This window comes from Aeromonas dhakensis, from assembly GCF_000820305.1.
Taxonomy (GTDB): domain Bacteria; phylum Pseudomonadota; class Gammaproteobacteria; order Enterobacterales; family Aeromonadaceae; genus Aeromonas; species Aeromonas dhakensis.
On the sequence record NZ_CDBH01000069.1, the window covers coordinates 24,799 to 44,205 of the forward strand.

General features: G+C 62.9%; 17 protein-coding genes. 12 read left to right on the forward strand and 5 right to left on the reverse strand.

Going from position 1 to position 19,407, the window contains the following annotated elements; all coding sequences use genetic code 11:
* Positions 1–134: 134 nt before the first annotated feature.
* The 3 genes from BN1143_RS20115 to BN1143_RS20125 all read left to right on the forward strand — a co-directional run bounded on the left by BN1143_RS20115 (position 135) and on the right by BN1143_RS20125 (position 6,632).
* Positions 135–1,784 (forward strand): PglL family O-oligosaccharyltransferase, encoded by a 1,650-nt coding sequence (locus BN1143_RS20115; RefSeq protein WP_231570709.1) that lies wholly within the window; start codon positions 135–137, stop codon positions 1,782–1,784.
* 132 nt (positions 1,785–1,916) lie between these two features.
* The gene (locus tag BN1143_RS20120) at positions 1,917–2,570 is read left to right on the forward strand and encodes a YceH family protein (RefSeq protein ID WP_042051956.1); all 654 of its coding nucleotides are present in this window, start codon (positions 1,917–1,919) and stop codon (positions 2,568–2,570) included.
* A gap of 222 nt (positions 2,571–2,792) precedes the next feature.
* The gene (locus BN1143_RS20125) at positions 2,793–6,632 is read left to right on the forward strand and encodes a DEAD/DEAH box helicase (RefSeq protein WP_042051957.1); all 3,840 of its coding nucleotides are present in this window, start codon (positions 2,793–2,795) and stop codon (positions 6,630–6,632) included.
* Between the two features lie 114 nt (positions 6,633–6,746).
* On the opposite strand, the gene BN1143_RS20130 is transcribed toward BN1143_RS20125, so the two are convergent.
* Complete coding sequence (locus BN1143_RS20130; protein WP_042051958.1) at positions 6,747–7,640, reverse strand: DNA replication terminus site-binding protein; 894 nt, start codon at positions 7,638–7,640, stop codon at positions 6,747–6,749.
* A gap of 504 nt (positions 7,641–8,144) precedes the next feature.
* Between BN1143_RS20130 and BN1143_RS20135 the strand changes: the two genes are divergently transcribed.
* From BN1143_RS20135 to BN1143_RS20165, 7 genes are all read left to right on the forward strand, one after another.
* Positions 8,145–8,354: a DUF1127 domain-containing protein gene (locus BN1143_RS20135; protein WP_005302810.1), complete on the forward strand. Its 210-nt coding sequence runs from the start codon at positions 8,145–8,147 to the stop codon at positions 8,352–8,354.
* Positions 8,355–8,637: 283 nt separating this feature from the next.
* Positions 8,638–9,663, forward strand: coding sequence for a succinylglutamate desuccinylase (gene astE / locus BN1143_RS20140; RefSeq protein WP_017778581.1), 1,026 nt, complete (start codon positions 8,638–8,640; stop codon positions 9,661–9,663).
* Positions 9,664–9,943: 280 nt separating this feature from the next.
* Positions 9,944–11,035 (forward strand): pyruvate dehydrogenase (acetyl-transferring) E1 component subunit alpha, encoded by a 1,092-nt coding sequence (pdhA, locus tag BN1143_RS20145; protein WP_042051960.1) that lies wholly within the window; start codon positions 9,944–9,946, stop codon positions 11,033–11,035.
* Positions 11,032–12,018 carry an alpha-ketoacid dehydrogenase subunit beta gene (locus tag BN1143_RS20150; protein ID WP_005302805.1) on the forward strand — a complete coding sequence of 329 codons (987 nt, stop codon included), beginning with the start codon at positions 11,032–11,034 and terminating at the stop codon, positions 12,016–12,018. The genes pdhA and BN1143_RS20150 overlap by 4 nt, the downstream gene beginning before the upstream one ends.
* Complete coding sequence (locus BN1143_RS20155) at positions 12,015–13,115, forward strand: dihydrolipoamide acetyltransferase family protein (RefSeq protein WP_024942458.1); 1,101 nt, start codon at positions 12,015–12,017, stop codon at positions 13,113–13,115. Before BN1143_RS20150 ends, BN1143_RS20155 begins: the two co-directional genes overlap by 4 nt.
* A 204-nt stretch (positions 13,116–13,319) precedes the next feature.
* A complete protein-coding gene (locus BN1143_RS20160; protein ID WP_005302803.1) occupies positions 13,320–13,529 on the forward strand; it encodes a cold-shock protein in 210 nt (69 codons plus the stop codon).
* A 120-nt stretch (positions 13,530–13,649) separates the two neighbouring features.
* Entirely contained in the window at positions 13,650–13,955 is a 306-nt protein-coding gene (locus BN1143_RS20165) for a hypothetical protein (protein WP_042051961.1), read from the forward strand.
* On the opposite strand, the gene BN1143_RS20170 is transcribed toward BN1143_RS20165, so the two are convergent.
* Entirely contained in the window at positions 13,942–14,190 is a 249-nt protein-coding gene (locus BN1143_RS20170; protein ID WP_005302794.1) for a TIGR02647 family protein, read from the reverse strand. The two genes, BN1143_RS20165 and BN1143_RS20170, sit on opposite strands and share 14 nt — an antisense overlap.
* 248 nt (positions 14,191–14,438) lie before the next feature.
* Here BN1143_RS20170 and BN1143_RS20175 point away from each other — a divergent pair, with 248 nt between their 5' ends.
* A complete protein-coding gene (locus tag BN1143_RS20175; RefSeq protein ID WP_042051962.1) occupies positions 14,439–14,996 on the forward strand; it encodes a hypothetical protein in 558 nt (185 codons plus the stop codon).
* 94 nt (positions 14,997–15,090) lie between these two features.
* Complete coding sequence (locus tag BN1143_RS20180; RefSeq protein ID WP_005302792.1) at positions 15,091–15,483, forward strand: DUF2750 domain-containing protein; 393 nt, start codon at positions 15,091–15,093, stop codon at positions 15,481–15,483.
* A gap of 107 nt (positions 15,484–15,590) precedes the next feature.
* Here BN1143_RS20180 and BN1143_RS20185 read toward each other — a convergent pair whose 3' ends face one another.
* From BN1143_RS20185 to BN1143_RS20195, 3 genes are all read right to left on the reverse strand, one after another.
* Entirely contained in the window at positions 15,591–17,441 is a 1,851-nt protein-coding gene (locus BN1143_RS20185) for an extracellular solute-binding protein (protein WP_042051964.1), read from the reverse strand.
* Between the two features lie 121 nt (positions 17,442–17,562).
* Positions 17,563–18,456 carry an EamA family transporter gene (locus BN1143_RS20190; protein WP_005302790.1) on the reverse strand — a complete coding sequence of 298 codons (894 nt, stop codon included), beginning with the start codon at positions 18,454–18,456 and terminating at the stop codon, positions 17,563–17,565.
* 128 nt (positions 18,457–18,584) lie between these two features.
* Complete coding sequence (locus tag BN1143_RS20195; RefSeq protein ID WP_042051965.1) at positions 18,585–19,331, reverse strand: DeoR/GlpR family DNA-binding transcription regulator; 747 nt, start codon at positions 19,329–19,331, stop codon at positions 18,585–18,587.
* Between the last annotated feature and the right edge of the window lie 76 nt (positions 19,332–19,407).

A 19,407-nucleotide genomic window follows, 5' to 3' on the forward strand; every position in this document is an offset into this window, starting at 1 on the left:
CATAGTCCTCCTTTATTTTTATCTTGGGATGCTTACTGCAATCTTACATATCAGGAGCATACGACATGACAAAAGTCTCATTCAGCTTCTGGGGCATTTGCTTTTTCTACCTGTTATTGGGCATGCATTTTTTCATGCACAACCCCGGTGGGGCCGGGCTCTATCTGCCGTTCAATGCCTGGGGCTGGATCTTCGCCAGCCTGGTCATCGGGTTGGGACTGTGGCGGGTGACGCTGCAGCAGCGGCTGGTATTCTCCTCGTTGCAGGGCTGGCTCTGGCTCGGGGGATTGTTGCTGCTGCTGCCCATGGCGTATCCCGGCTTTGAACTGAAAGACTATGCCATTCCCCGTTTGCTGGGGCTGTTCGCCGGTCTGCTGTTTTTGTTTTGTCTCTATCAGTGGCAACTGGCGCGGGCATCCCGTGACCGGCTGCTCTATCTGCTGCTGGGGGCGGTGGCCATCGAGGCGCTGCTCGGCCTAGTGCAGTACTACCTTCTGGTGCCGGGCAACTGGATCGGCTATGACACCCACGCCAACCGCCCCTACGGCATCTTTCAACAACCCAATGTGATGGCCAGTTTCATGGCGACCGGACTTGCGCTGGCCAGCTGGCTGGAGCTGCGCGGCAATCCCCATGTCTGGCTGCGTGGGTTGCGCTACGGGGTGATCCTGACGACCAGCCTGCTGTTGGTGGTGCTGCAATCCCGGGTGGGGCAGTTGGGGGGCTTGCTGGCGCTGCTCCTGCTGGTGCCCGAGCTGCGTCGGCATCGTCTGTTGGTGCAGGTACTGGGACTGGTTGCTCTCGGTGTCGGGCTGGGGATCGCCTCCCAGTACGGGATTAGCGGTGTCAAACGTGGACTGGAGGCCTATCAATCCGGCGGCATGCGCTCCATCTACTGGCCCTATGCCGCCAAGCTGATTGCCCAGTCTCCCTGGGTGGGCTGGGGCTATGGCAGCTTTGAAACCACCTTTTTGCACCACTACATGGCCGACAAGGCGTTGAACCCGGCCATGGTGCAGATCGAATACAACCTCGATCACCCCCACAACGAGTTTCTCTACTGGGCGGTGGAGGGGGGGATAGCCCCCATGCTGGGCATGCTGCTGATGGGCGCTGCCCTGCTGTGGCGGGCGAGCCGGGCCGGCTGGCGCAAGGGCACAGCCCTGCTGGCGCTGATGACCCCCATCCTGCTGCATACCCAGACCGAATACCCGCTCTATCACGCCATCGCGCTCTGGTGGGCCCTGCTGATGCTGGTGTATGTGCTGGACGCGGAAGTGGAGGAGGGGCTACTGGAGGCGGGGCACGCCAGCTGGCGCGAGCATGTCTACCGCCCCTGGCTGTTGTTGCGTTTTACCGCCATTGCCATCCCCCTGTTGGTGGTGCCTTTCATGTTGACGGCGCTGCACACCGCCTGGGTGGTGACCAAGTACGAGCGCGGCGGCTACAAGGAGCCGACCCTGCTGCTCGATGTCATCAATCCCATGGCCTGGTTGACCCGGGTGGAGTTTGACGTCAACTCGGTGCGGCTGGCGGTGGGTCTGCAGAGCAACAACAAGGCGGAGCTGGAGGCCTATCTCGACTGGGGGCAAGCCTTCGTGCGCCACACGCCGAGGGCAAATATCTACGCCAACATGGTGATCGCGCTGGATGCGCTGGGACGCAAAGAGGAGGCGCGGGCCCTGCGCAGCGAAGCGCTGGCACTCTATCCGGCAGATCCCTTGCTGACCGGCACTGCCGCCAAATCCGTGGCCACGGCGCTGGAGCGCAAGCCATCCTCCTGACGGTGGCGGGGCGATTGCGCGATGTTTCATCAACTGCCCCATCGCCTCGCAAAAATGGTGGCCACTGCTGGACGGCAGAGGCGCCATGGCTAAGATAGTGGCCTCAACGTCTTGCTTAGTAGGGAGTATGAAATGGAGTTAGTGCTTGGCCCGTTGGAGGCCCGCGTGATCGGCTGTCTGATCGAAAAAGAGATCTGCACCCCGGATCAATACCCCCTCTCTCTCAATGCGCTGGTCAACGCCTGCAACCAGAAGAGCAACCGCGAGCCGGTGCTGGAGCTGTCAGAGCTCGACATCCGGGCCGTGGTGGATGAGCTGATCCGCAAGCGGCTGGTGGTCAATACCGCCGGTTTCAACGCCCGGGTGCCTCGTTACCAACACCGCTTCTGCAACACCGAATTTGGCGAGCTGAAGTTCACCGCCCAGGAGCTCGGCATTATCTGCGAGCTGCTGCTGCGCGGCCCGCAGACACCGGGTGAACTGCGCTCACGCACCAACCGGCTGTGCAGCTTCGATGACGTGACCGAGGTGGATGCGGTGCTGGCGACCCTCATCGAGCGTGGCCCCTATGTGGTCAAGCTGCCGCGCGAGCCGGGCAAGCGGGAGTCCCGTTACGCCCACCTGTTCAGCGGCGAGGTGGATCTGCAGGCGCTGGCCGAGGCGGCCCCCGCCGGCAACTATGCATCGCCGGCGGCGGACCGGTTGAGCGCGCTGGAAGAGGAGGTCGAGAGCCTCAAGGCGCAGCTGCAGGCGCTGGCCGAGCGTCTGGCCCGGCTAGAAGGCTGACGTCAGAACAGGATCTTTTCCAAGAGGCGCTACGGCGCCTTTTTTATGGCCGCGTTTCCCCGTCAGGGCCGCGGGGGCGGCAATGACGGGTTGTCTGCGTCCCGTCGTCATGGTCGGCCCGACCAGCAGGCGCCAGCTTTTTTGCGTTATTTCGCGCTTAAGGGTCGAGCCGCAGTCGCTTTCCCGTTAAAATTCCGCTTTTGCACCGGCCCGTGAGTCTCGATGTCTGCGTCCACTCTCTCTTCAGATTGTTATGCCCTGCTTGGCGAGCTGCAGTTGCAGCGCACCGCCAGTACCCGCTATTTGCAAGAACAACTGCCATCTGGACAGACCCTGCCGGATCGGCTCGGTCAGTTGCAGCAGCAGGGGCTGGTTCGCCAGCGCGGGGAGCAGCAGTGGAGCCTGACGGCAGAGGGAACCCTGGCGTTGATCCTGGCGGTGCGCCGCGGCGACTGCCCCATGCCGAACTGGGCACGGGTGCCGTCGGTCACCGGTCAGGAGATGGCCCAGGCGCTGGTGCGCGAGCTCTGTCTGGGGGAGGCCGGGCAAGTGCCCGCTTACTATCTGGCGGCCGACCTGCTGAGTCTGCTCGATCTGCCCGACGCCCAGCTGCTGCTGGCTGGCTCGAGCCCGCAGTGGCAGCGGTTGCTGATGCAGCACTTCGCCCTGCAGACCCTGCTCGATGCCGAGCCCCAACCGCAGTGGCCGCTCACCCCGCTTGCCCAGTACTGTGCGCCCGAGCTGGCCGGTCTGACCGAGGGCTTTGCCGCCGAGTGGCAATGGCTCTGCGGCGAGCCGAGCGGGGAAGCGACCACTCACTGGCCCGCCCTGCAACAGTTGGCGGAGCAGGAAGACGAGCAGCCGCTGGCAGAGCGCCTGCTGGCTGCGCTGGGGGCCTGGCAGGCGTCAGCGGGCGCGACGGGCGCGGGTCAGTGGCCTGCCACCTTCAGTGCCCTGCTCTGGCTGGGCTGGCTGCAGCAGGCGGATCCCGTGCTGGCCAGCGAGCAGCGCAAGAAGTGGCTGCGCACTTTGGCCAATCAGTTCCCCCTGCTGGCCGATCTGCTGGGACAGTGGGCAGGGGAGCGCCACGGCCAGGCGGTCGGGCTGTTCGACACCCTGCAACTGCCGCTGGAGGAGCTCCATTGGGGTTACCTCTGGCTCGATCTCTGTGCGCTGGCCCGGCACGGCGAGCAGAGTCCCCAGGTGGCCATCCTGTACAAGTGGGATCTCTCCCACGTGCTGGAGGCCGCGCCCCGCCACCGCTTGATGGCCTTCTGCCAGGATCTGCTGCGCCTGCTGCTGGGGCAGGGGGCAGAACGCGCCCCGCTGCAGCAGCTGCGGGCCGCCGGGCAGGATGAGCAGGGGAGTGCGCCTGAAGATGAGGAGAAGGCTCCCGCCTCGGCCAGCTGGCTCAACTGGCTGCAGGGACTGGGCCGCTCCAGCGGCGTGCGCAAACCGCAGGAGCGGCTGGTCTGGCTGCTTCACGCCGAAGGGCCCGAGCTCGAGTGCAAGATCCAGAAACAGAGCACCAAGGGGGAGTGGACCGCCGGTCGCCGGGTCGATCCCGCCCTGCTCTCCACCCAGTACGCCGCCCTGCTCGACGAAGAGGATTGGACGCTGGTGCGCACTCTGCCGCGCAACATGGGGCGGCTGCCGCGCGAGGTGTGGGCGCCGCTGGCCAATCACTCCCGTTTGTTCAATGCCAGAGGGCAGAAGCTGCAGCTCGCCATCACGGCGCCACTGCTGCAGATCGTGGCCACCGAGCAGGGCATGGGGGCCGTATTGAGCCCGGCCGCGGCCGCGCGAGGGGCGCATATACTACCGCTTGCGCAGGATCTGTGGCAGCTCATCCTCACCCCCCAGGCCCTGCAGGATCGCCTGTCGGCGCTGGAGGCCATTCCCGACCTGCCGGCCGAGGGGCTGGCGGAGCTGCAACGCACCCTGGATGCCATCCCGGATCTGCCTTGGCACAGCCAGGTGGCGGGGCTGCATGGCAACGCCGAGCTGACGCCCTGGCCCGGTGTGGCCTCGGTGCAGCTCGACTGGCAGGATGGCCAGCTGGCGGTCAGGTTGGTAACCCGGTTCGAGGAGCTGCCGCCGCTGCCCCTTGGCAAGGGAGAGGCCATCGTGCGCCAGGGGATCAAGGATGATCACTACTGGCAGCGGGATCTGGCGGCCGAGCGGGGCGAGGCCCAGCTGCTGCGCAACCAGTTGCCCATCGAGCTGCCGGGCAGCGAATGGCGGCTCGAAGGGGAGCAGGCACTGGCGCTGGTCAACGCCTTGCCGGAGCTGGTGGATGCCGGCGTGGTCATTCACTGGCATCAGGACAGCGCGCGTTTGAAGAGCCTCGATGAGGCGGCGCTGAGCCTGCGCATCGAGCGGCGTCAGGACTGGTTCCAGGTGGAGGGGGCCCTCTCCCTCGATGAGCACCAGATCCTCGATTTGCGCTTGATCCTGCGCCAGCTGACGCCGGGCCAGCGCACCGTCCAGCTCGACGAGAAGACCAGCCTGATGCTGAGCGACAAGCTGGTGGAGCGGCTCACCATGCTGGGGGCCATGCTGGATGACGAGCAACGCATCAACAACAAGCTGGCCTATCCGCTCACCCGTCTGCTCTCCGTCATCACCACCGAGGGGGATGCCGCCTGGCAGAACCTTCAGCAGGAGTGGCAACAGGAGGTGGCGTGCCCGGACGAGTTGATGGGGCCGCTGCGGGACTATCAGAAGGAGGGGGTGCGCTGGCTGGCGACCCTGGCCCATCACGGTTTCGGTGCCTGTCTGGCCGATGACATGGGGCTGGGCAAGACATTGCAGGCCCTCATCGTGCTGCGCATGCGCCAGCATCTGGGGCCGGCCCTGGTGGTGGTACCCAAGTCAGTGGTCACCAACTGGCAGGAGGAAGTGGCCCGCTTCGCCCCCGAGCTGGAGGTGGTGGTGTTCGACAACCCCGCCGAGCGGGAGGGGATGGTGCGCGAGGCCAAGGCGGGGCAGATCATCCTGCTCAACTACGGCATGCTCGGCAGCTTGGCGGAGGCGCTCAAGTCGCGCCGCTGGTCCAGCATGGTGCTGGATGAGGCGCAGCAGATCAAGAACGCCGGTACCCAGCGGGCCAAGCTGCTGTTCCAGCTCGACGGTGATTTTCGGCTCGCCCTCTCCGGCACCCCCATCGAGAACCATCTGGGGGAGCTGTGGAGTCTCTTCACCTTCATCAATCCGGGGCTGCTCGGCAGCCTCGGCGAGTTCAAGCGCCGCTTTGGCAAAGCGGTCAAGGATCCCCAGCACATGGCGCTGCTGCGGGCGGTGATCAGCCCCTTCATCCTGCGTCGGCTCAAGCACCAGGTGCTGACCGAGCTGCCGGACAAGACCGAGATCATCCACCACATCAGCCTCTCCCCGGCGGAGCGCCAGCTCTACGAAGCGACCCGGCGCGAAGTGGTGCAGCAGGTGCAAAGTGCCGATGGTCGCGCCCTGATGCACGTGCTGAGCGGCCTGACCCGGCTGCGCCGGCTCTGCTGCTCGCCCCAGCTGGTGATGCCGGAGTGGGCCGAGGCCAGCAGCAAGCTGGACGAGGCGATGGCGCTGCTGGAGGAGGCCATCGACGGCGGTCATCGGGTGCTGGTGTTCAGCCAGTTCGTCGATCTGCTGAGCCTGCTGCGCACCCGCATCGAGCAGCGGCAGTGGGATTATTGCTATCTGGATGGTGGCTGCTCGGCCAAGGCGCGGCAGGATTCCATCCTGCGCTTTCGCCACGAAGCGGTGCCGCTGTTTCTCATCAGCCTCAAGGCGGGGGGCACTGGGCTCAACCTCACCCAGGCCGATACCGTGCTGCACCTCGACCCCTGGTGGAACCCGGCGGTGGAGGATCAGGCGAGTGACCGGGCCCACCGCATGGGGCAGACCCAGCCGGTCACCGTCTATCGCCTGGTGTGCGAGCAGACGGTGGAGGAGAAGATTGTCGCCCTGCACGACGAGAAGCGGGCGCTGGCCGATGGCCTGCTGAGCGGCCAGTCGGAAGTGCGCGGGCTGGATGTGGAGAGCCTGCGGGCCCTGCTGATGAGCTGACGAGGGGCTGACACGGCGCAAGAAACAAGGGGGAGCATCCTGTGATGCTCCCCCTTGTTGTTGGGTGATACGGGCGGTGAGCTGAGTGGGTTGTGCCTGGTGGGCAAGGCCCCTTTACCCCTGATAAAGGTAGAGGTGGAGTCGCTCTATGACGGGCTCGCCGCCAATCTTGCGATCCCGCCTGGCCTGGCGCAGCTTGGGCGGGTAGTGTCCCAGATGGGTGACGGCCGGCTGGCTGTCCGCGCAGAGCAACAGAGGCAGGCTTGCCTTGATCTGCTGCTTGCGGGGCTCCCGATCCAGCCAGAGCAGGTTGATCATGGGGTGGGTCTTGACCGGGCGGCGGATCCGAAGCTCTGCATCCGCCGGCAGGCGGCGGATATCGTAAACTTCCTGATCCACCATCTTGCTCCACTCCTCGTTGTCCGACAGCGCCGGGACATAGCGGCGGCTGCGCTCCAGCATCTCCAGCACCTGCTCGCGGCTGAGGCGGTTGATGCTCTGCTTGTCGGCCCAGGTAAAGCCCAGCGAATGCAGGTCACCCTCCAGCAGGGTCAGCTTGCGATAGACCTGCAGGGTGATGACCCCGGGCAGCGCCCTGTGCACCAGCTCGAACTTCTCGTCCCGGCTGCCCGCCTGCTGTACCTGGGCCTTGAAGGTGAGCTTGCACTCATTGATCTCGTCGATCAGCGGTCGCAGCAGCGGGGCGCTGGCGGCGGGCAGGCGCAGCCAGCCCGGCAGGCGATGGGTGGCCTTGGTGGAGCAGCCGGCGCGGGCACTGTGATCCCGATAGGCGGCCAGGGTGGCGGCCAGCGCCTCTTCACCATCGAGGTAGCCCACCGTGATGGTGTCGATGGGCTCGTGCTCCTCTCCCTGCGCGACGGCGGGCAGGGGATAGACGTGGGCTTCCAGCAGCTCCAGCTGCGTCAATTGATCCGCCAGCCTGGCCAGCGCCTCTTCGAGCCGCTCCATCTGTTGGCGCAAGGCGGCGGTGGGGGTGAATGTCTCCATCGGCATATCCTGTGTCGCCCTTGCCGGCCTATGGGGTGGGAAACGGCAAGGCGGTAAAGGTACTGTATAAATAACCATATCAGCCCTGTGTATGCGTGCCAAGTGGGAGCAAGAGGCGGGCAAGGCGATGGGTCACTGGAAGGTAACTGTGGTGTATCAGTGTGTTAATTGAAGATCAATGAAAGATCTCTTCATTAACAACTGAATGTAAACAGCCGGTTGACCCTGCTTTTTGCCAAGGACGGGAGTGCATAGCCAGCAGAGGAAACTGCATAGTTAGAAGGGAGCCATGCAGGAGAATATGCTGCAGCCTTTCATCAGGCCCAGAAAAGGTTTGTTAGTCTTTTATAATCAGTATCTTATGATTGTCTCGCCGCGGACATCAACCATTAGTTTTACTAATGTCTGCTATCAAAATTCGTCAATTGAGTCGGCCATACCCCCTGACTAAGCTTTGCGCAACAAATTTGCACCCGCGCAGACACCCTACAGAGGAGCCATATCATGGCCAACATGACTTATACCGCCGCCGGTTACCAGCATTCCAGCCAACTGAATCTGGTTGCTCGCGTCAAAATGACCGTACTGACCTGGCTGGAACGCAGCCGCAGCCGTCGCCAGCTCTCCGAGCTGCCCGAATACCTGCTCAAGGACATCGGTCTGAACGAAGCCGATCGTTATCAAGAGACCACCAAGCCGTTCTGGCGTGGTTGATCTGCCGGGCAAGGATGCCTCGTTTTTTTGCTGATCCACGGTCGCAAACCGCCACCGTCACGGGTTGATGGATTGCCCTGTTCATCAGCTGCTTCACGCTGATCGCTTTACCCCATTTCTTTCCTCGCGGCTCTGTGCCAATTTCTCTCTGTTCCCCACGCCCCGATCCTGCTCCCGCTCAAACTTGTAACATTACTGTTTGAATTTGTTTAAAAATTGATTTTAAGCCGAAGCGCCTTGCGTATAATCCGCCCATAGCGTTCCTGACAAAAGGGTGAGATGGATGATTCCCCAGCATGACTTTTTGGCCCTGACCCGCCGCCACGAGTGGCAGCTTGAGCCCTTTTCCTATGCGTTGGCCAATGGCGACAGGGTGAGTGTCTGGGATACCGGCGTGCTCTGCCTCGAGCCCGCCTCCGGGGCCGGTGATCAACCCGGTGGGCGCAAGGATATCGTGCTCTCCTGCGGCGTCCACGGCAACGAAACCGCGCCCATCGAGATCTGCAACCAGCTGCTGACCCGCCTGCTCTGCGGTGAGCTCAAGGCTCGCCATCGGGTACTGTTCCTGTTCGGCAACCCGGCAGCCATGAACCTGGGTGTGCGGGAAGTGGAGGAGAACATGAACCGGCTCTTCTCCGGCGCCCACAGCAAGGGGGAGGGGCTGTGCAACCAGGAGCGGATCCGCGCCATGCGCCTCGAGCAGTATGTGAGCCGCTTCTTTGCCGACGAGGGGAGGCCTCGCTACCACTACGATCTGCACACCGCCATTCGCGGCTCGCGCCACGAGAAGTTTGCCGTCTACCCCTTCCCCCACGAGCGGCCTCACTGCAAGGAGCAGGTACAGTTTCTCGGTGCCTGCGGCGTGCGCACCATTCTGCTCTCCAGCGGCCCCACCACCACCTTCAGCTATTACAGCTCCCATCGCCATGGCGCTCACGCCTTCACGGTGGAGCTGGGCAAGGTGCGCCCGTTTGGCGAGAACGACATGACCCGTTTCATCGAAACCCGGCAGGCGCTGCAGGATCTGGTGACCCGGGATGAGGTGGAGCTGGAGCCCTGGCGAGCGGATGACTTCACCATCTTTGCCATCGATCGGGTGATCAACAAACGCTCGGAGCAGTTTCGTTTCCTGTTTGCCAGCGATGTGGACAATTTCACCGAATTTCCCCAGGGTTTCGTGCTGGCCGAGGATGGCGAACTGCGCTACACGGTAGAGAAACCGCGGGAGGCGGTGGTGTTCCCCAACGCCAACGTGGCCATCGGCCAGCGCACCGTGTTGCTGGTGGTGCCGACCCGGCTGTGGGAGTAACCCGGCGCTACCCCGGATGACAATCTCAGGCTGCCGCCGGCCTTGCCGGCCGTGCAGCTCGGTGCGGGAGCCCCTGGTGCTCCCGTCCCGCCCTGACAGGGAGCCCGACATGGCTCCCTGTTTTGTTTTCTTTCAGCCGAAAAATCCAGCTTCTTTCTGAAATTAAAGAAGTTTCTACTGGTCTTACCTGGCTAAATCTCATTGCCCTTTGGTTAACAATCTATTTACATTCAAAGGGTCACCTCATGGTGGTGACGTTGACAACGGCAAGGAGCCAGTTATGACCCATGTCGACATCCCTTTCCTTCGTTACCTCGATGAGGAAGGGCGCCCGGTCGCCACACTACCGACCTGGCTGGACAAGGCGATGCTGCACACCTTCTACCGAAACATGGTGATGGTGCGCAGTTATGACAAGAAAGCGATCGCGCTGCAGCGAACCGGCAAGCTCGGCACGTTTCCCTCCCATTTGGGGGCCGAAGCGGTCGGAATAGGAGTCGGGCTCGCCATGCAGCCGCAGGATGTCTACGTGCCCTACTACCGGGACATGCCCACCCTCTATGTGCGAGGCGTGCCCATGGAGAAAAACCTGCAGTACTGGGGGGGGGACGAGCGCGGCAGCGTCTTTTACAAGGTCGACGGTGAACTCTCCGAGGATCTGCCCATCTGCGTGCCCATCGCCACCCAGATCACCCATGCCGCCGGCATCGCCGCGGCCTTCAAACTGCGCAATCAACCCAAGGTCGCCGTGGTGACCATCGGCGATGGTGGCACCTCCAAGGGGGACTTCCTGGAGGGGCTCAACTGTGCCGGCGTATGGCACCTGCCCATGGTGATGATCATCAACAACAACCAGTGGGCCATCTCGGTGCCGCGCAAGCTGCAGTCGAGCGCCCCCACCTTGGCCCAGAAGGGGATAGGGGCCGGCGTGCGCAGCATCCAGGTGGACGGCAACGACGTGGTCGCCGTTTATGAGGCCACCCGCAGCGCCGTCGAACGCGCCCGCAGCGGCAAGGGGCCGACCCTGATCGAAGCGGTCAGTTACCGGCTGGGGGATCACACCACGGCCGACGATGCGACCCGCTATCGGGAGGCGGCCGAGGTGGAAGCCGCCTGGGCCAAGGAGCCGGTCAAGCGGCTGCGTCAGTTCATGTTTGAACAAGGCTGGTGGGACGAGCAGCAGGAGCAGGCACTGCTGGCCGAGGCGGCCCGCGAGGTCGAGCGCGCCGTGGCCGTCTATGAAGGAACCGCGGCGCAGGCCCCGGAAACCCTGCTCGACTATCAGTTTGCCGAGTTGCCGAAGGATTACCGCACGCAGCGCCAGCGCATCATCGCCAAAGGCATGCAGCAGCACAGCGGGGAGGAAGCATGAGTGATATGACGTTGCTCGAGGCCGTCAATCTGGCGTTGCATCACGAGATGGAACGGGACCCGGATGTGGTGGTGCTCGGCGAGGATGTGGGGGTCAACGGCGGGGTGTTTCGCGCCACCGTGGGCCTGCGCGACAAGTTCGGCTTCAAGCGGGTGATCGACACGCCGCTGGCCGAGGGGCTGATCGCCGGGGTGGCGGTCGGCATGGCCACTCAGGGGCTCAAACCCGTGGCCGAATTCCAGTTTCAGGGGTTCATCTTCCCGGGCATGGAGCAGATCATCTGCCAGGCGGCGCGGATGCGTAACCGCACCCGGGGCCGCATCACCTGTCCCATCGTCTACCGCTCCCCCTATGGCGCCGGTATTCACTCCCCCGAACACCACAGCGAGAGTGTGGAAGCCCTGTTCGCCCATATTCCCGGGCTGCGGGTGGTGATCCCTTCCAGCCCGAAACGGGCATATGGCCTGCTGTTGTCGGCTATCCGTGACCCGGATCCCGTGATGTTCTTCGAGCCCGATCGCATCTATCGCTCCATGAAATCCGACGTGGTGGATGACGGCATCGGCCTGCCGCTGGATGTCTGCTTCACCCTGCGTCCCGGCCGCGACCTCACGGTCGTCGCCTGGGGGGCCTGCATCCAGGAGGTGATGCGGGCAGCGAACCTGCTGGCGGAGCAGGATATCCAGTGCGAGGTGCTGGATCTGGCCACCATCAAGCCGTTGGACATGGAGAGCATACTGGCATCAGTGCGCAAGACCGGTCGCCTGTTGGTGGTGCACGAGGCGTGCGGCAGCTTCGGGGTCGGTGCCGAAATCGTGGCACGGGTCACCGAGGAGGCGCTCACCTCCCTCAAGGCACCGCCCAGACGGCTTACCGGGGTGGACGCCGCCGTCCCCTACTACCGCAACGAAGAGTATTACCTCATCACCGAGCAGGACATTGCCGATGCGGCTCATCAGCTGATGGAGAACCAGTGGCTATGAAATTTTTCAAATTACCGGATCTGGGTGAAGGCTTGGCCGAAGCCGAGATCGTCGAATGGAAGGTCAGCGCCGGCGATACCGTGAGTGTCGACCAAGTGTTGCTGTCGGTAGAGACGGCCAAGGCGCTGGTGGATGTTCCTTCGCCAGTAGCGGGGGTTATCGCCAGGCTGTGCGGACAGGAGGGGGACATCCTGCACATAGGTGCGCCGCTGGTGGAGTTCGAAGGCGGCGAGGATGACGGCACCGTGGTCGGCAAGGTCAACGCCCATCAGCAGCATATCGAGGATCACTTCGTGGTGGGCGCCATCGCCCCCGGCGGCGCCCTGGTGCAGGCCATGCCGGCGGTGCGCCTGCTGGCCCAGAAACTGGGGCTCGACATCGAGCGGATCAAGGGCAGCGGCAGTGCCGGCATGGTGACCGAGCAGGACGTGCAGCAGGCGTTCGAGGCACAGCAGAGCAGCGGCAACGAGTTCCTCAAGGGCTCGCGCCGGGCCATGGCCAAGGCGATGGAGCTCTCGCACCAGACGGTGGTGCCGGTCAGCATCACCGACGAGGTGGACTTGCGCCACTGGCGTCCCGATGAAGATGTGACAGTGCGCCTCATCAAGGCCATCGGGGTGGCTTGTCGGGCCGAGCCCTCCATGAATGCCTGGTTCGACGGCGACACCCTGTCAAGACGGCTGTTCAGAGAGGTCAACGTGGCCATTGCGGTGGATTCCAAACATGGGCTCTACGTGCCGGTAATGGAGAACGTGGCCGAGCGGGAAGGGGCCGATCTGCGCCAGGGGCTGGATCGCATGATCGCCGACGTGAAGGCGCGCGCCGTACCGCGCGAGATGCTGCAGGGGGCGACCATCACCCTCACCAACTTCGGTGCCATCGCGGGCCGCTATGCCAGCCCGATCGTGACGCCGCCCCAGGTGGCCATCATTGGCGCGGGCAAGCTGTTTGAGAAGGTGGTGTTTATCCATGGGGAGGCGCGCCCGGTCAGAGCGCTGCCACTGTCGATGACATTCGACCACAGAGCCTGTACCGGCGGCGAGGCGGCACGCTTCCTCAAAGCCCTGGTTCAGGCACTGGAAGCGGCTACGCTGTAACGTTTGTGCCCTGCCGTGGCAGGGCACAAATTGTTTGCGTAATCCCCAAAGCCACGTATAATCTCAACCAGCTTGAAAGGGCGATAGTTATGTCAATGAATATGATGTTTTACATCTTTTCCTGTTGTTCATAAGTTAATCCCGTTTTTTGAGCTTTATCCGCTGAAAAGCATAAGTAATTATTTTGAATACAGGTTTAAAGATATGTCTAACATGATCACCGGTACCGTTAAGTTTTTCAACGAAACCAAAGGTTTTGGCTTCATCCAGCAAGAAAACGGCCCGGACGTTTTCGTTCACTTCAGCGCCATCCAAGGTAACGGCTTCCGTACCCTGGCTGAAGGTCAGCGCGTACAGTTCTCCGTGACCCAAGGTCAAAAAGGCCCGCAGGCTGAGAACGTAACTGCTCTGTAATTCTTACAGAATTTAAGAAAGCCGTGGTTCCTTTGGGTTCCACGGCTTTTTGTTTATGGGCGTTTTTCACCGTCCGTCGGTGTGAGGCGTGACCTTCTACTTCTGCATGTTGTGCCGACTATGCTGCCATCCCTTCTGCTCGCCACCACTCTGATAGCCTCCACCGATAAACAGGGGCCGAACCTCGTTGAGAAAGAGGCCATGACCGTGTGCCAGCAGTTTGTGCAGGTGCGGGTGGGCGCTGGCAGGCTCCCGGACGAGATCAGGGCGCAGCCGTTGCCGCAACGGGCGGGGGAGTGGATGGTCGATGGCAAGATAAAAGGACCCGAAGGTCCTTTGCTGTTTGCCTGTCTGCTGCGTCAAGGGAAACGCTGGGAGCTGCTCAACTTTTCGCTGTGGGCTCCCAAGGCGGTCAAAGCGGTTTGAGTGCCACCAGCAGGTGCTGCAGGTGTTCCACCATGGTCATGCCAAAGGGCGTCAGATAGCCGCCATCTTCCGCGCTGATGAGTCCCTGCTGGTGCAGGCGAACTGCCGCCTGGCAGAGTTCGTCGGACATGTCGCTGCGTAACTTGATCCCCAGGCTCATGTTGGCCGGATCAAAGCATGCCAGTATTTTCAAATCGTTTACAAACTCGCTGGAAACCTGGTCGATCCCGATCATGAATGCACTCCTTACGCTAAAGATGTATGCAAACTAGCACTCCCGGATCCACTTTAGTGGGCGCTGGCTCAAACTATTGGGCTTTCTCTCTCCCTGGCGTGCTCAAACGCTGCTTTTTTGGTCGTCATCTGGTGAATCAATTGAGAATTGTTTGAGTCCGGCTTTGCGGCGCCAAACATGATAGGATAGGGCTTCCTTTGTCTATCTGGCCGATATTGTCTGTCGGCCCCCGGTTCAAGGCGCATTCCATGGTCAAGATCACACTGGTATCCCTGCTGCACACCCTGGGTTCCCGTTTTTCCGTCTACCCGGCCTCCCTGCTGTTGCCGCTGCTCGAACAACATGAAGGGGATCTCTGGCTACCCGCCTGCAAGGGGGCTGATGTCGCCGCCCTACGTCAGCATGGCAAGGGCGCAACCGCGCAGAGTCTGGCGCCGCTGACGGCAGCCTGGTGCGACTTCGCGACCGGTGAAGAGGGGGCGACGCCTGAGCTGGACGCGCTGGCCAACTACGACAGCGAGATGATGGACAACCTGCAGATGTACTGGCACAGCCCGGCCAAGATCAACAGCCCGATCACCGACAACCTGTTCGAGCTGCGCCGCGAGGTGGTGGAAGAGGCTCATGGCGGCAAGCTGGCCGATGCCTGGGACAGCGCGCAGCAGGCTCGTCTTGCACAGATCCTGGCGGGGGCGAAGGCCGGTCGGGATCAGCTCTGCTTCGTCGAAGTGGAGGCGGCCTACTGGCTGCGCCAGCGCCTTGGCGAGATGGCGGAGATCGACCTGGTGACTCCTGAGCTCGGGTGAACCGGCTCAAAAATCGGTGACCGATCTCTCATACTGGACAAGGCGCCGGCAAGATGTGAACATGGCGCCCTTTATTGCACAAGAGACTTGACCGATGAGCTATGAACTGAGCGACACCGAGCGCAATGCAGCGCTGCAACTGAACGCGGACTACCGCTTTGATCACTTCATCAGCAAGCTGGTCGAGCACGAAGAGCTGTTCGTTCTGACCGACGAGCACGGCGTCATGATGCTGACCACCGACGATGAAGACTGCATCCCGGTATGGCCGCACCCGGAGTACGCCAAGGCGTGGGCCGAAGGGGAGTGGGCCGACTGCAAGCCGCAGTCCATCACCCTCAAGGTGTGGCTGGAGCGCTGGATTGACGGCATGGAGCAGGATGAGCTGTGCGTGGCCGTCTTCCCGACGCCGGATCAGGAAGGTATCGTGCTGGAGCCGGCCGACGTGGCCGACGCCATCGCCCAGAAGCAGGCCAAGCGCGGCTAAGCGCCTCCTGCCTCAGCGAGCAACCCAGGTTGCAAAAAAGACCCCGCCACTGTGCGGGGTCTTTTTGTTGATGGCCTTGGTACACCCTGGCAGAGAAGCGGGTTGCCCTATTTTTGCTGATAGGTGGTGTCAACCAGGGTGACGGGCGGGAAGGGCTGGCCTGCCTTGATGGCGGCCCGGGTCTGCTCCTTGGTCTCTTCATCAATCCAGAACAGACCGCCGTAACTGTAGCCACTGTTGCTGCCGTCCAGCGGCCAGTAGAGCAGTTCGCTCTTGGGCGTCGCCGGCAACTTGGGCAGTTTTATCCAGCGCCAGGCCCCTTCCCGGGTGTAGGGCACCTGATAGGCGGGCACGAAACTGGCCAGTTCATAGAGTCGCTGCTGGATCTGGCGCGACAGCGCCGCCTTTTTGGCGAAGTCGAACTCCTTGTCGTACTGCTCCACCAGGGCTGTGATGGCGTCGTCATTTATGTTCATGATGTTGTTGGTCTGCGGCTTGTTGGCGTTGACCTTGTGGAAATATTCCCAGTAGGCGGGATAGCGGCTGGTGCTCCAGCCCATCCAGGCGCTCTGGTGTTTCTTCTCCAGCATCGACTTGAAGCCGGCCGAGGCATCCATCAGGTTGAGCTCGAGGTTGAGCCCCGCCTTCTTGGCCTCTTCGCGCAGCAGGGTGAGGCGCTGGGCGTGCTCCGCCGTGGTATAGGTGATGCTCAGGGTCAGCGGCTGGCCCTTGTCGTTTTGCAGGGTGCCGTCGGGGCCGGGCTTGGTGAAACCGGCCTTGGCGAAGTACTGGCGCGCCAGCTCGGGGTCAAACGGGCGGGCCTTGAGCGCCGTGTTGGTGAACTCCCCCTGGCCTGAGCCGTAGCTGTTGAGGCGTTGGTAGTCCCCCCGCAGCAGGGTGGTGAGCATCTTGTCGAGGTTGAGGGCATGCTGGATGCCGAGCCGCACATTGAGGTCGCGCAGCAGCGGATCGGCGGTGTTGAGATAGAGCCCCATGGGGGACTGGGGGGTCTGGTTGTAGAACCAGAGTCGCTCGATATAACCCTGCTCGAACTCAGGCGTCCTGGTCTTGTCGTGCCACCAGTTGGGCATGACCAGCGGGAAGGTATCCAGCTCGCCGCGCAGGAAGTGTTGCCAGGCGATGTTCTGATCCCTGAGCACCTTGAGCTCGATCCGGTCCGGGTTGAAACGGTGCTGGAAGTAGCGCTCGTCATTGCCCCACCAATCCTTGACCCGCTCGAAGGTGACCGACTTGCCCTTCTTCACCTCGCCAAGCTGGTAGGGGCCGGTCACTGGCAGCACCTTCCAGTTGTACTCCTTGACCCAATCGGCGGTGATCTTGATGGCGTGGCTGGGGGCCGGGGTGAAGGGGAGGGATTCCAGCAGATCCTGGCGACTCTTGGCACTGCCGCTGGAGATGGCCAGGGTGTGGTCATCAAACTTGGTGACGTCGCTTATCTGGGTGCTGTAGTAATTGTTGTACCAGGGGTCGTTGATCTCCTTGCTGCGCAGCAGCTTGAGGGTGAACAGCCAGTCATCGGCGGTGACCGGTTGGCCGTCTGACCAGCGCGCCTTGGGATTGATGCGCAGATAGAGGGTCTTGTGGTCGGCTCCGAAGGCCCATTCGTTGGCCAGCATAGGCATGGGATTGCCGGTGACGGGATGGGTGCTCAAGAGCGGCAGGTTGGTCTCCCGCACATAGCCGGCGAAGCCGCCGTTGGAGTCCGGACCGTACACCCGCAGGGTCAGCGGAAAACTGGTCATGAAGCCGCGAAAGGTGCCGCCCCGCTTGGCGGCCGGATCCGCGAACACCGGATCCGCGTTGTTGCTCTCCCACTTGAGGTCAGCCGGCAGGGTGGCGCTCCAGCCGTAGTGGCTCAGGCAGAGGGTCAGGGTGATGGCACTGGTGCGCAGAAGGCGCGGGATGATCCGGGGGCCGGCGGTGACTGTCGATGGCATGTCCTTGCTCTCCTGATGGCTGCGTCCTGCAGGCCATGTGTTGATGACGCGAGCCCCGTTAGGGGCTGGCTCATCATGAAAAGTTTCTCCGCCCCGGTCAATGGCGACGGATAAATAAGCGTCAGGCGGCGGTCTGCGATTTGAACCAGCGCAGCCGCCCGCCCAGCAGATGCACCACGAACCCCAGCAACACCAGGGCCGAGCCCAGCCACTGCAAGGGGGTGGGGTGCTCGTCCAGCAACAGGGCCGCCGCCACCATGCCGACGCAGGGCACCAGCAGGGAGAGGGGGGCCACCTGCGCCACCGGGTAGCGCATCAGCAGCCGCCCCCACAGGCCGTAGCCAAGCCAGGTGGCGACAAAGGAGAGATAGAGCACGCACAGGATCCCCTGCCAGCTGATGTTGAGCAGGCTGCTGGCCATCAGCTCAGGCCCCTCGAACAGCCAGGAGAGGGCGAAGAAGGGGAGGATGGGCACCAGCCCGCCCCAGGCGACCAGGCTTGGCAGAGAGGTCTTGTAACGCAGGCCGATCTGGCGATTGATGACATTGCCAAGGCCCCAGCAGGCGGCTGCGCAGAGGGTCAGCACGAAGCCGAGCAGGGTGAGATTGCCCTCGCCATGGGTGGCGATGAGGTAGAGCCCGGCCCCCGCCAGCGGCAGGGCCACCCAGTGGTGGGGTTGCCAGCGCTCCCCCAGCCAGATCATGGCGAACAGCAGGGTGAACACCACCTGGGATTGCAGCACCAACGAGGCCATGCCGGCCGGCATGCCGAACTTCATGGCGCAGAACAGAAAGGAGAACTGACCGAGGCTGATGGCACCGCCGTAGGCCAGCAGCCAGCGCCAGGGCATGGCGGGTCTGGGGACCAGCAGGATGGCGGGAAAGACCACCCCGACGAAGCGCAGCGCCCCCAGCAGCAGTGGCGGGATCCCCTCCAGCCCCCACTTGATGGCGACGAAGTTGAGCCCCCAGCAGAGGATGACCAGAGCGGCCAGAAACTTGTCCTTGGTGTGCATGTCACGTCCTTGAAAGAGTGGCCCTTGCCAGGCGGTGGCCAAAAGAGGACGAGCATACCCCAGCCTCGGTGGGCGCCGTCAAGCGGCCAGGCGGGGGAGCAACCCGGCAACGGGGGGCAAGGTGCGATTCAGGCGGTGACGCAGTGCACTGTGATGCCGCGCGCAGTCAGGGTGGATCGCATGGTGACGGGCACGGCGTCGTCGGTGACCAGCACGCCGATCTGGTCCGGCGTGCCGAGCGGGCTCGGATGGATGGCGCCAAACTTGCTGCTGTCGGTGATGACCACATTGGTCACCCCCTTGGCCAGCACGCTGTTGACCACATCCGCCCGCATCATGTCGCGGCCGGTGAAGCCCACCTCGGGGTGAAAGCCGTCCACCCCGATGAAGGCCTTGGAGAAGTGCACCTGCTCGATGCACAGCCGGGTCAGCGGCCCCACCACGCTCTCGCTCTGATGCTGGAACAGACCGCCGAGCAGCACCACCTGGGCCTGGGTGTCGCGCAGCAGATGGGCGATGTAGCTGCTGATGGTGATGATGGTGACCCGTTTGTGCAGGGCCAGATGACGGGCCAGCAGGGCGTTGGCGCTGCCCCCCTCGATAAAGACCGTCTCGCCATCCTCCACCAGCTGGGCGGCGCGCTCGGCGAGGCGCTCCTTGAGCAGGTAGTTGATGTTCATCCGGGCGTCGGGGTCGTCGCTCTCCAGCGCCATGGCCGAGCCGTGCACCCGCTTGAGCAGCCCCTGTTTTTCGAGGGCGGTCAGGTCGTTGCGCACCGTCACCTCCGAGACCTCGGTACGTTGGGAGAGCTCGCTCACGCTCATCTTGCGGGCCTGATGGACCAGGGTGAGGATCAGTTGGTGGCGTGGGTTCATGGGACCTCGCTGGCTGGCAGTGGATAGCTGCAAGCCACCTCGCGGGTGGCTTGCCGGTCATAATGGGGCACAGCTG

Excerpts from the sequence above, each read along its gene's own strand:
- BN1143_RS20160 (WP_005302803.1), top strand. The coding sequence starts at position 13,320 with ATGTCTAACATGATCACCGGTACCGTTAAGTTTTTCAACGAAACCAAA.
- BN1143_RS20120 (WP_042051956.1), top strand. The coding sequence starts at position 1,917 with ATGGAGTTAGTGCTTGGCCCGTTGGAGGCCCGCGTGATCGGCTGTCTG.
- astE (WP_017778581.1), top strand. The coding sequence starts at position 8,638 with ATGATTCCCCAGCATGACTTTTTGGCCCTGACCCGCCGCCACGAGTGG.
- BN1143_RS20155 (WP_024942458.1), top strand. The coding sequence starts at position 12,015 with ATGAAATTTTTCAAATTACCGGATCTGGGTGAAGGCTTGGCCGAAGCC.
- BN1143_RS20130 (WP_042051958.1), bottom strand. The coding sequence starts at position 7,640 with ATGGAGACATTCACCCCCACCGCCGCCTTGCGCCAACAGATGGAGCGG.
- BN1143_RS20115 (WP_231570709.1), top strand. The coding sequence starts at position 135 with ATGCACAACCCCGGTGGGGCCGGGCTCTATCTGCCGTTCAATGCCTGG.
- BN1143_RS20195 (WP_042051965.1), bottom strand. The coding sequence starts at position 19,331 with ATGAACCCACGCCACCAACTGATCCTCACCCTGGTCCATCAGGCCCGC.
- BN1143_RS20170 (WP_005302794.1), bottom strand. The coding sequence starts at position 14,190 with ATGATCGGGATCGACCAGGTTTCCAGCGAGTTTGTAAACGATTTGAAA.
- BN1143_RS20150 (WP_005302805.1), top strand. The coding sequence starts at position 11,032 with ATGAGTGATATGACGTTGCTCGAGGCCGTCAATCTGGCGTTGCATCAC.
- BN1143_RS20165 (WP_042051961.1), top strand. The coding sequence starts at position 13,650 with ATGCTGCCATCCCTTCTGCTCGCCACCACTCTGATAGCCTCCACCGAT.
- BN1143_RS20175 (WP_042051962.1), top strand. The coding sequence starts at position 14,439 with ATGGTCAAGATCACACTGGTATCCCTGCTGCACACCCTGGGTTCCCGT.
- BN1143_RS20185 (WP_042051964.1), bottom strand. The coding sequence starts at position 17,441 with ATGCCATCGACAGTCACCGCCGGCCCCCGGATCATCCCGCGCCTTCTG.
- BN1143_RS20125 (WP_042051957.1), top strand. The coding sequence starts at position 2,793 with ATGTCTGCGTCCACTCTCTCTTCAGATTGTTATGCCCTGCTTGGCGAG.
- BN1143_RS20135 (WP_005302810.1), top strand. The coding sequence starts at position 8,145 with ATGGCCAACATGACTTATACCGCCGCCGGTTACCAGCATTCCAGCCAA.
- pdhA (WP_042051960.1), top strand. The coding sequence starts at position 9,944 with ATGACCCATGTCGACATCCCTTTCCTTCGTTACCTCGATGAGGAAGGG.
- BN1143_RS20190 (WP_005302790.1), bottom strand. The coding sequence starts at position 18,456 with ATGCACACCAAGGACAAGTTTCTGGCCGCTCTGGTCATCCTCTGCTGG.
- BN1143_RS20180 (WP_005302792.1), top strand. The coding sequence starts at position 15,091 with ATGAGCTATGAACTGAGCGACACCGAGCGCAATGCAGCGCTGCAACTG.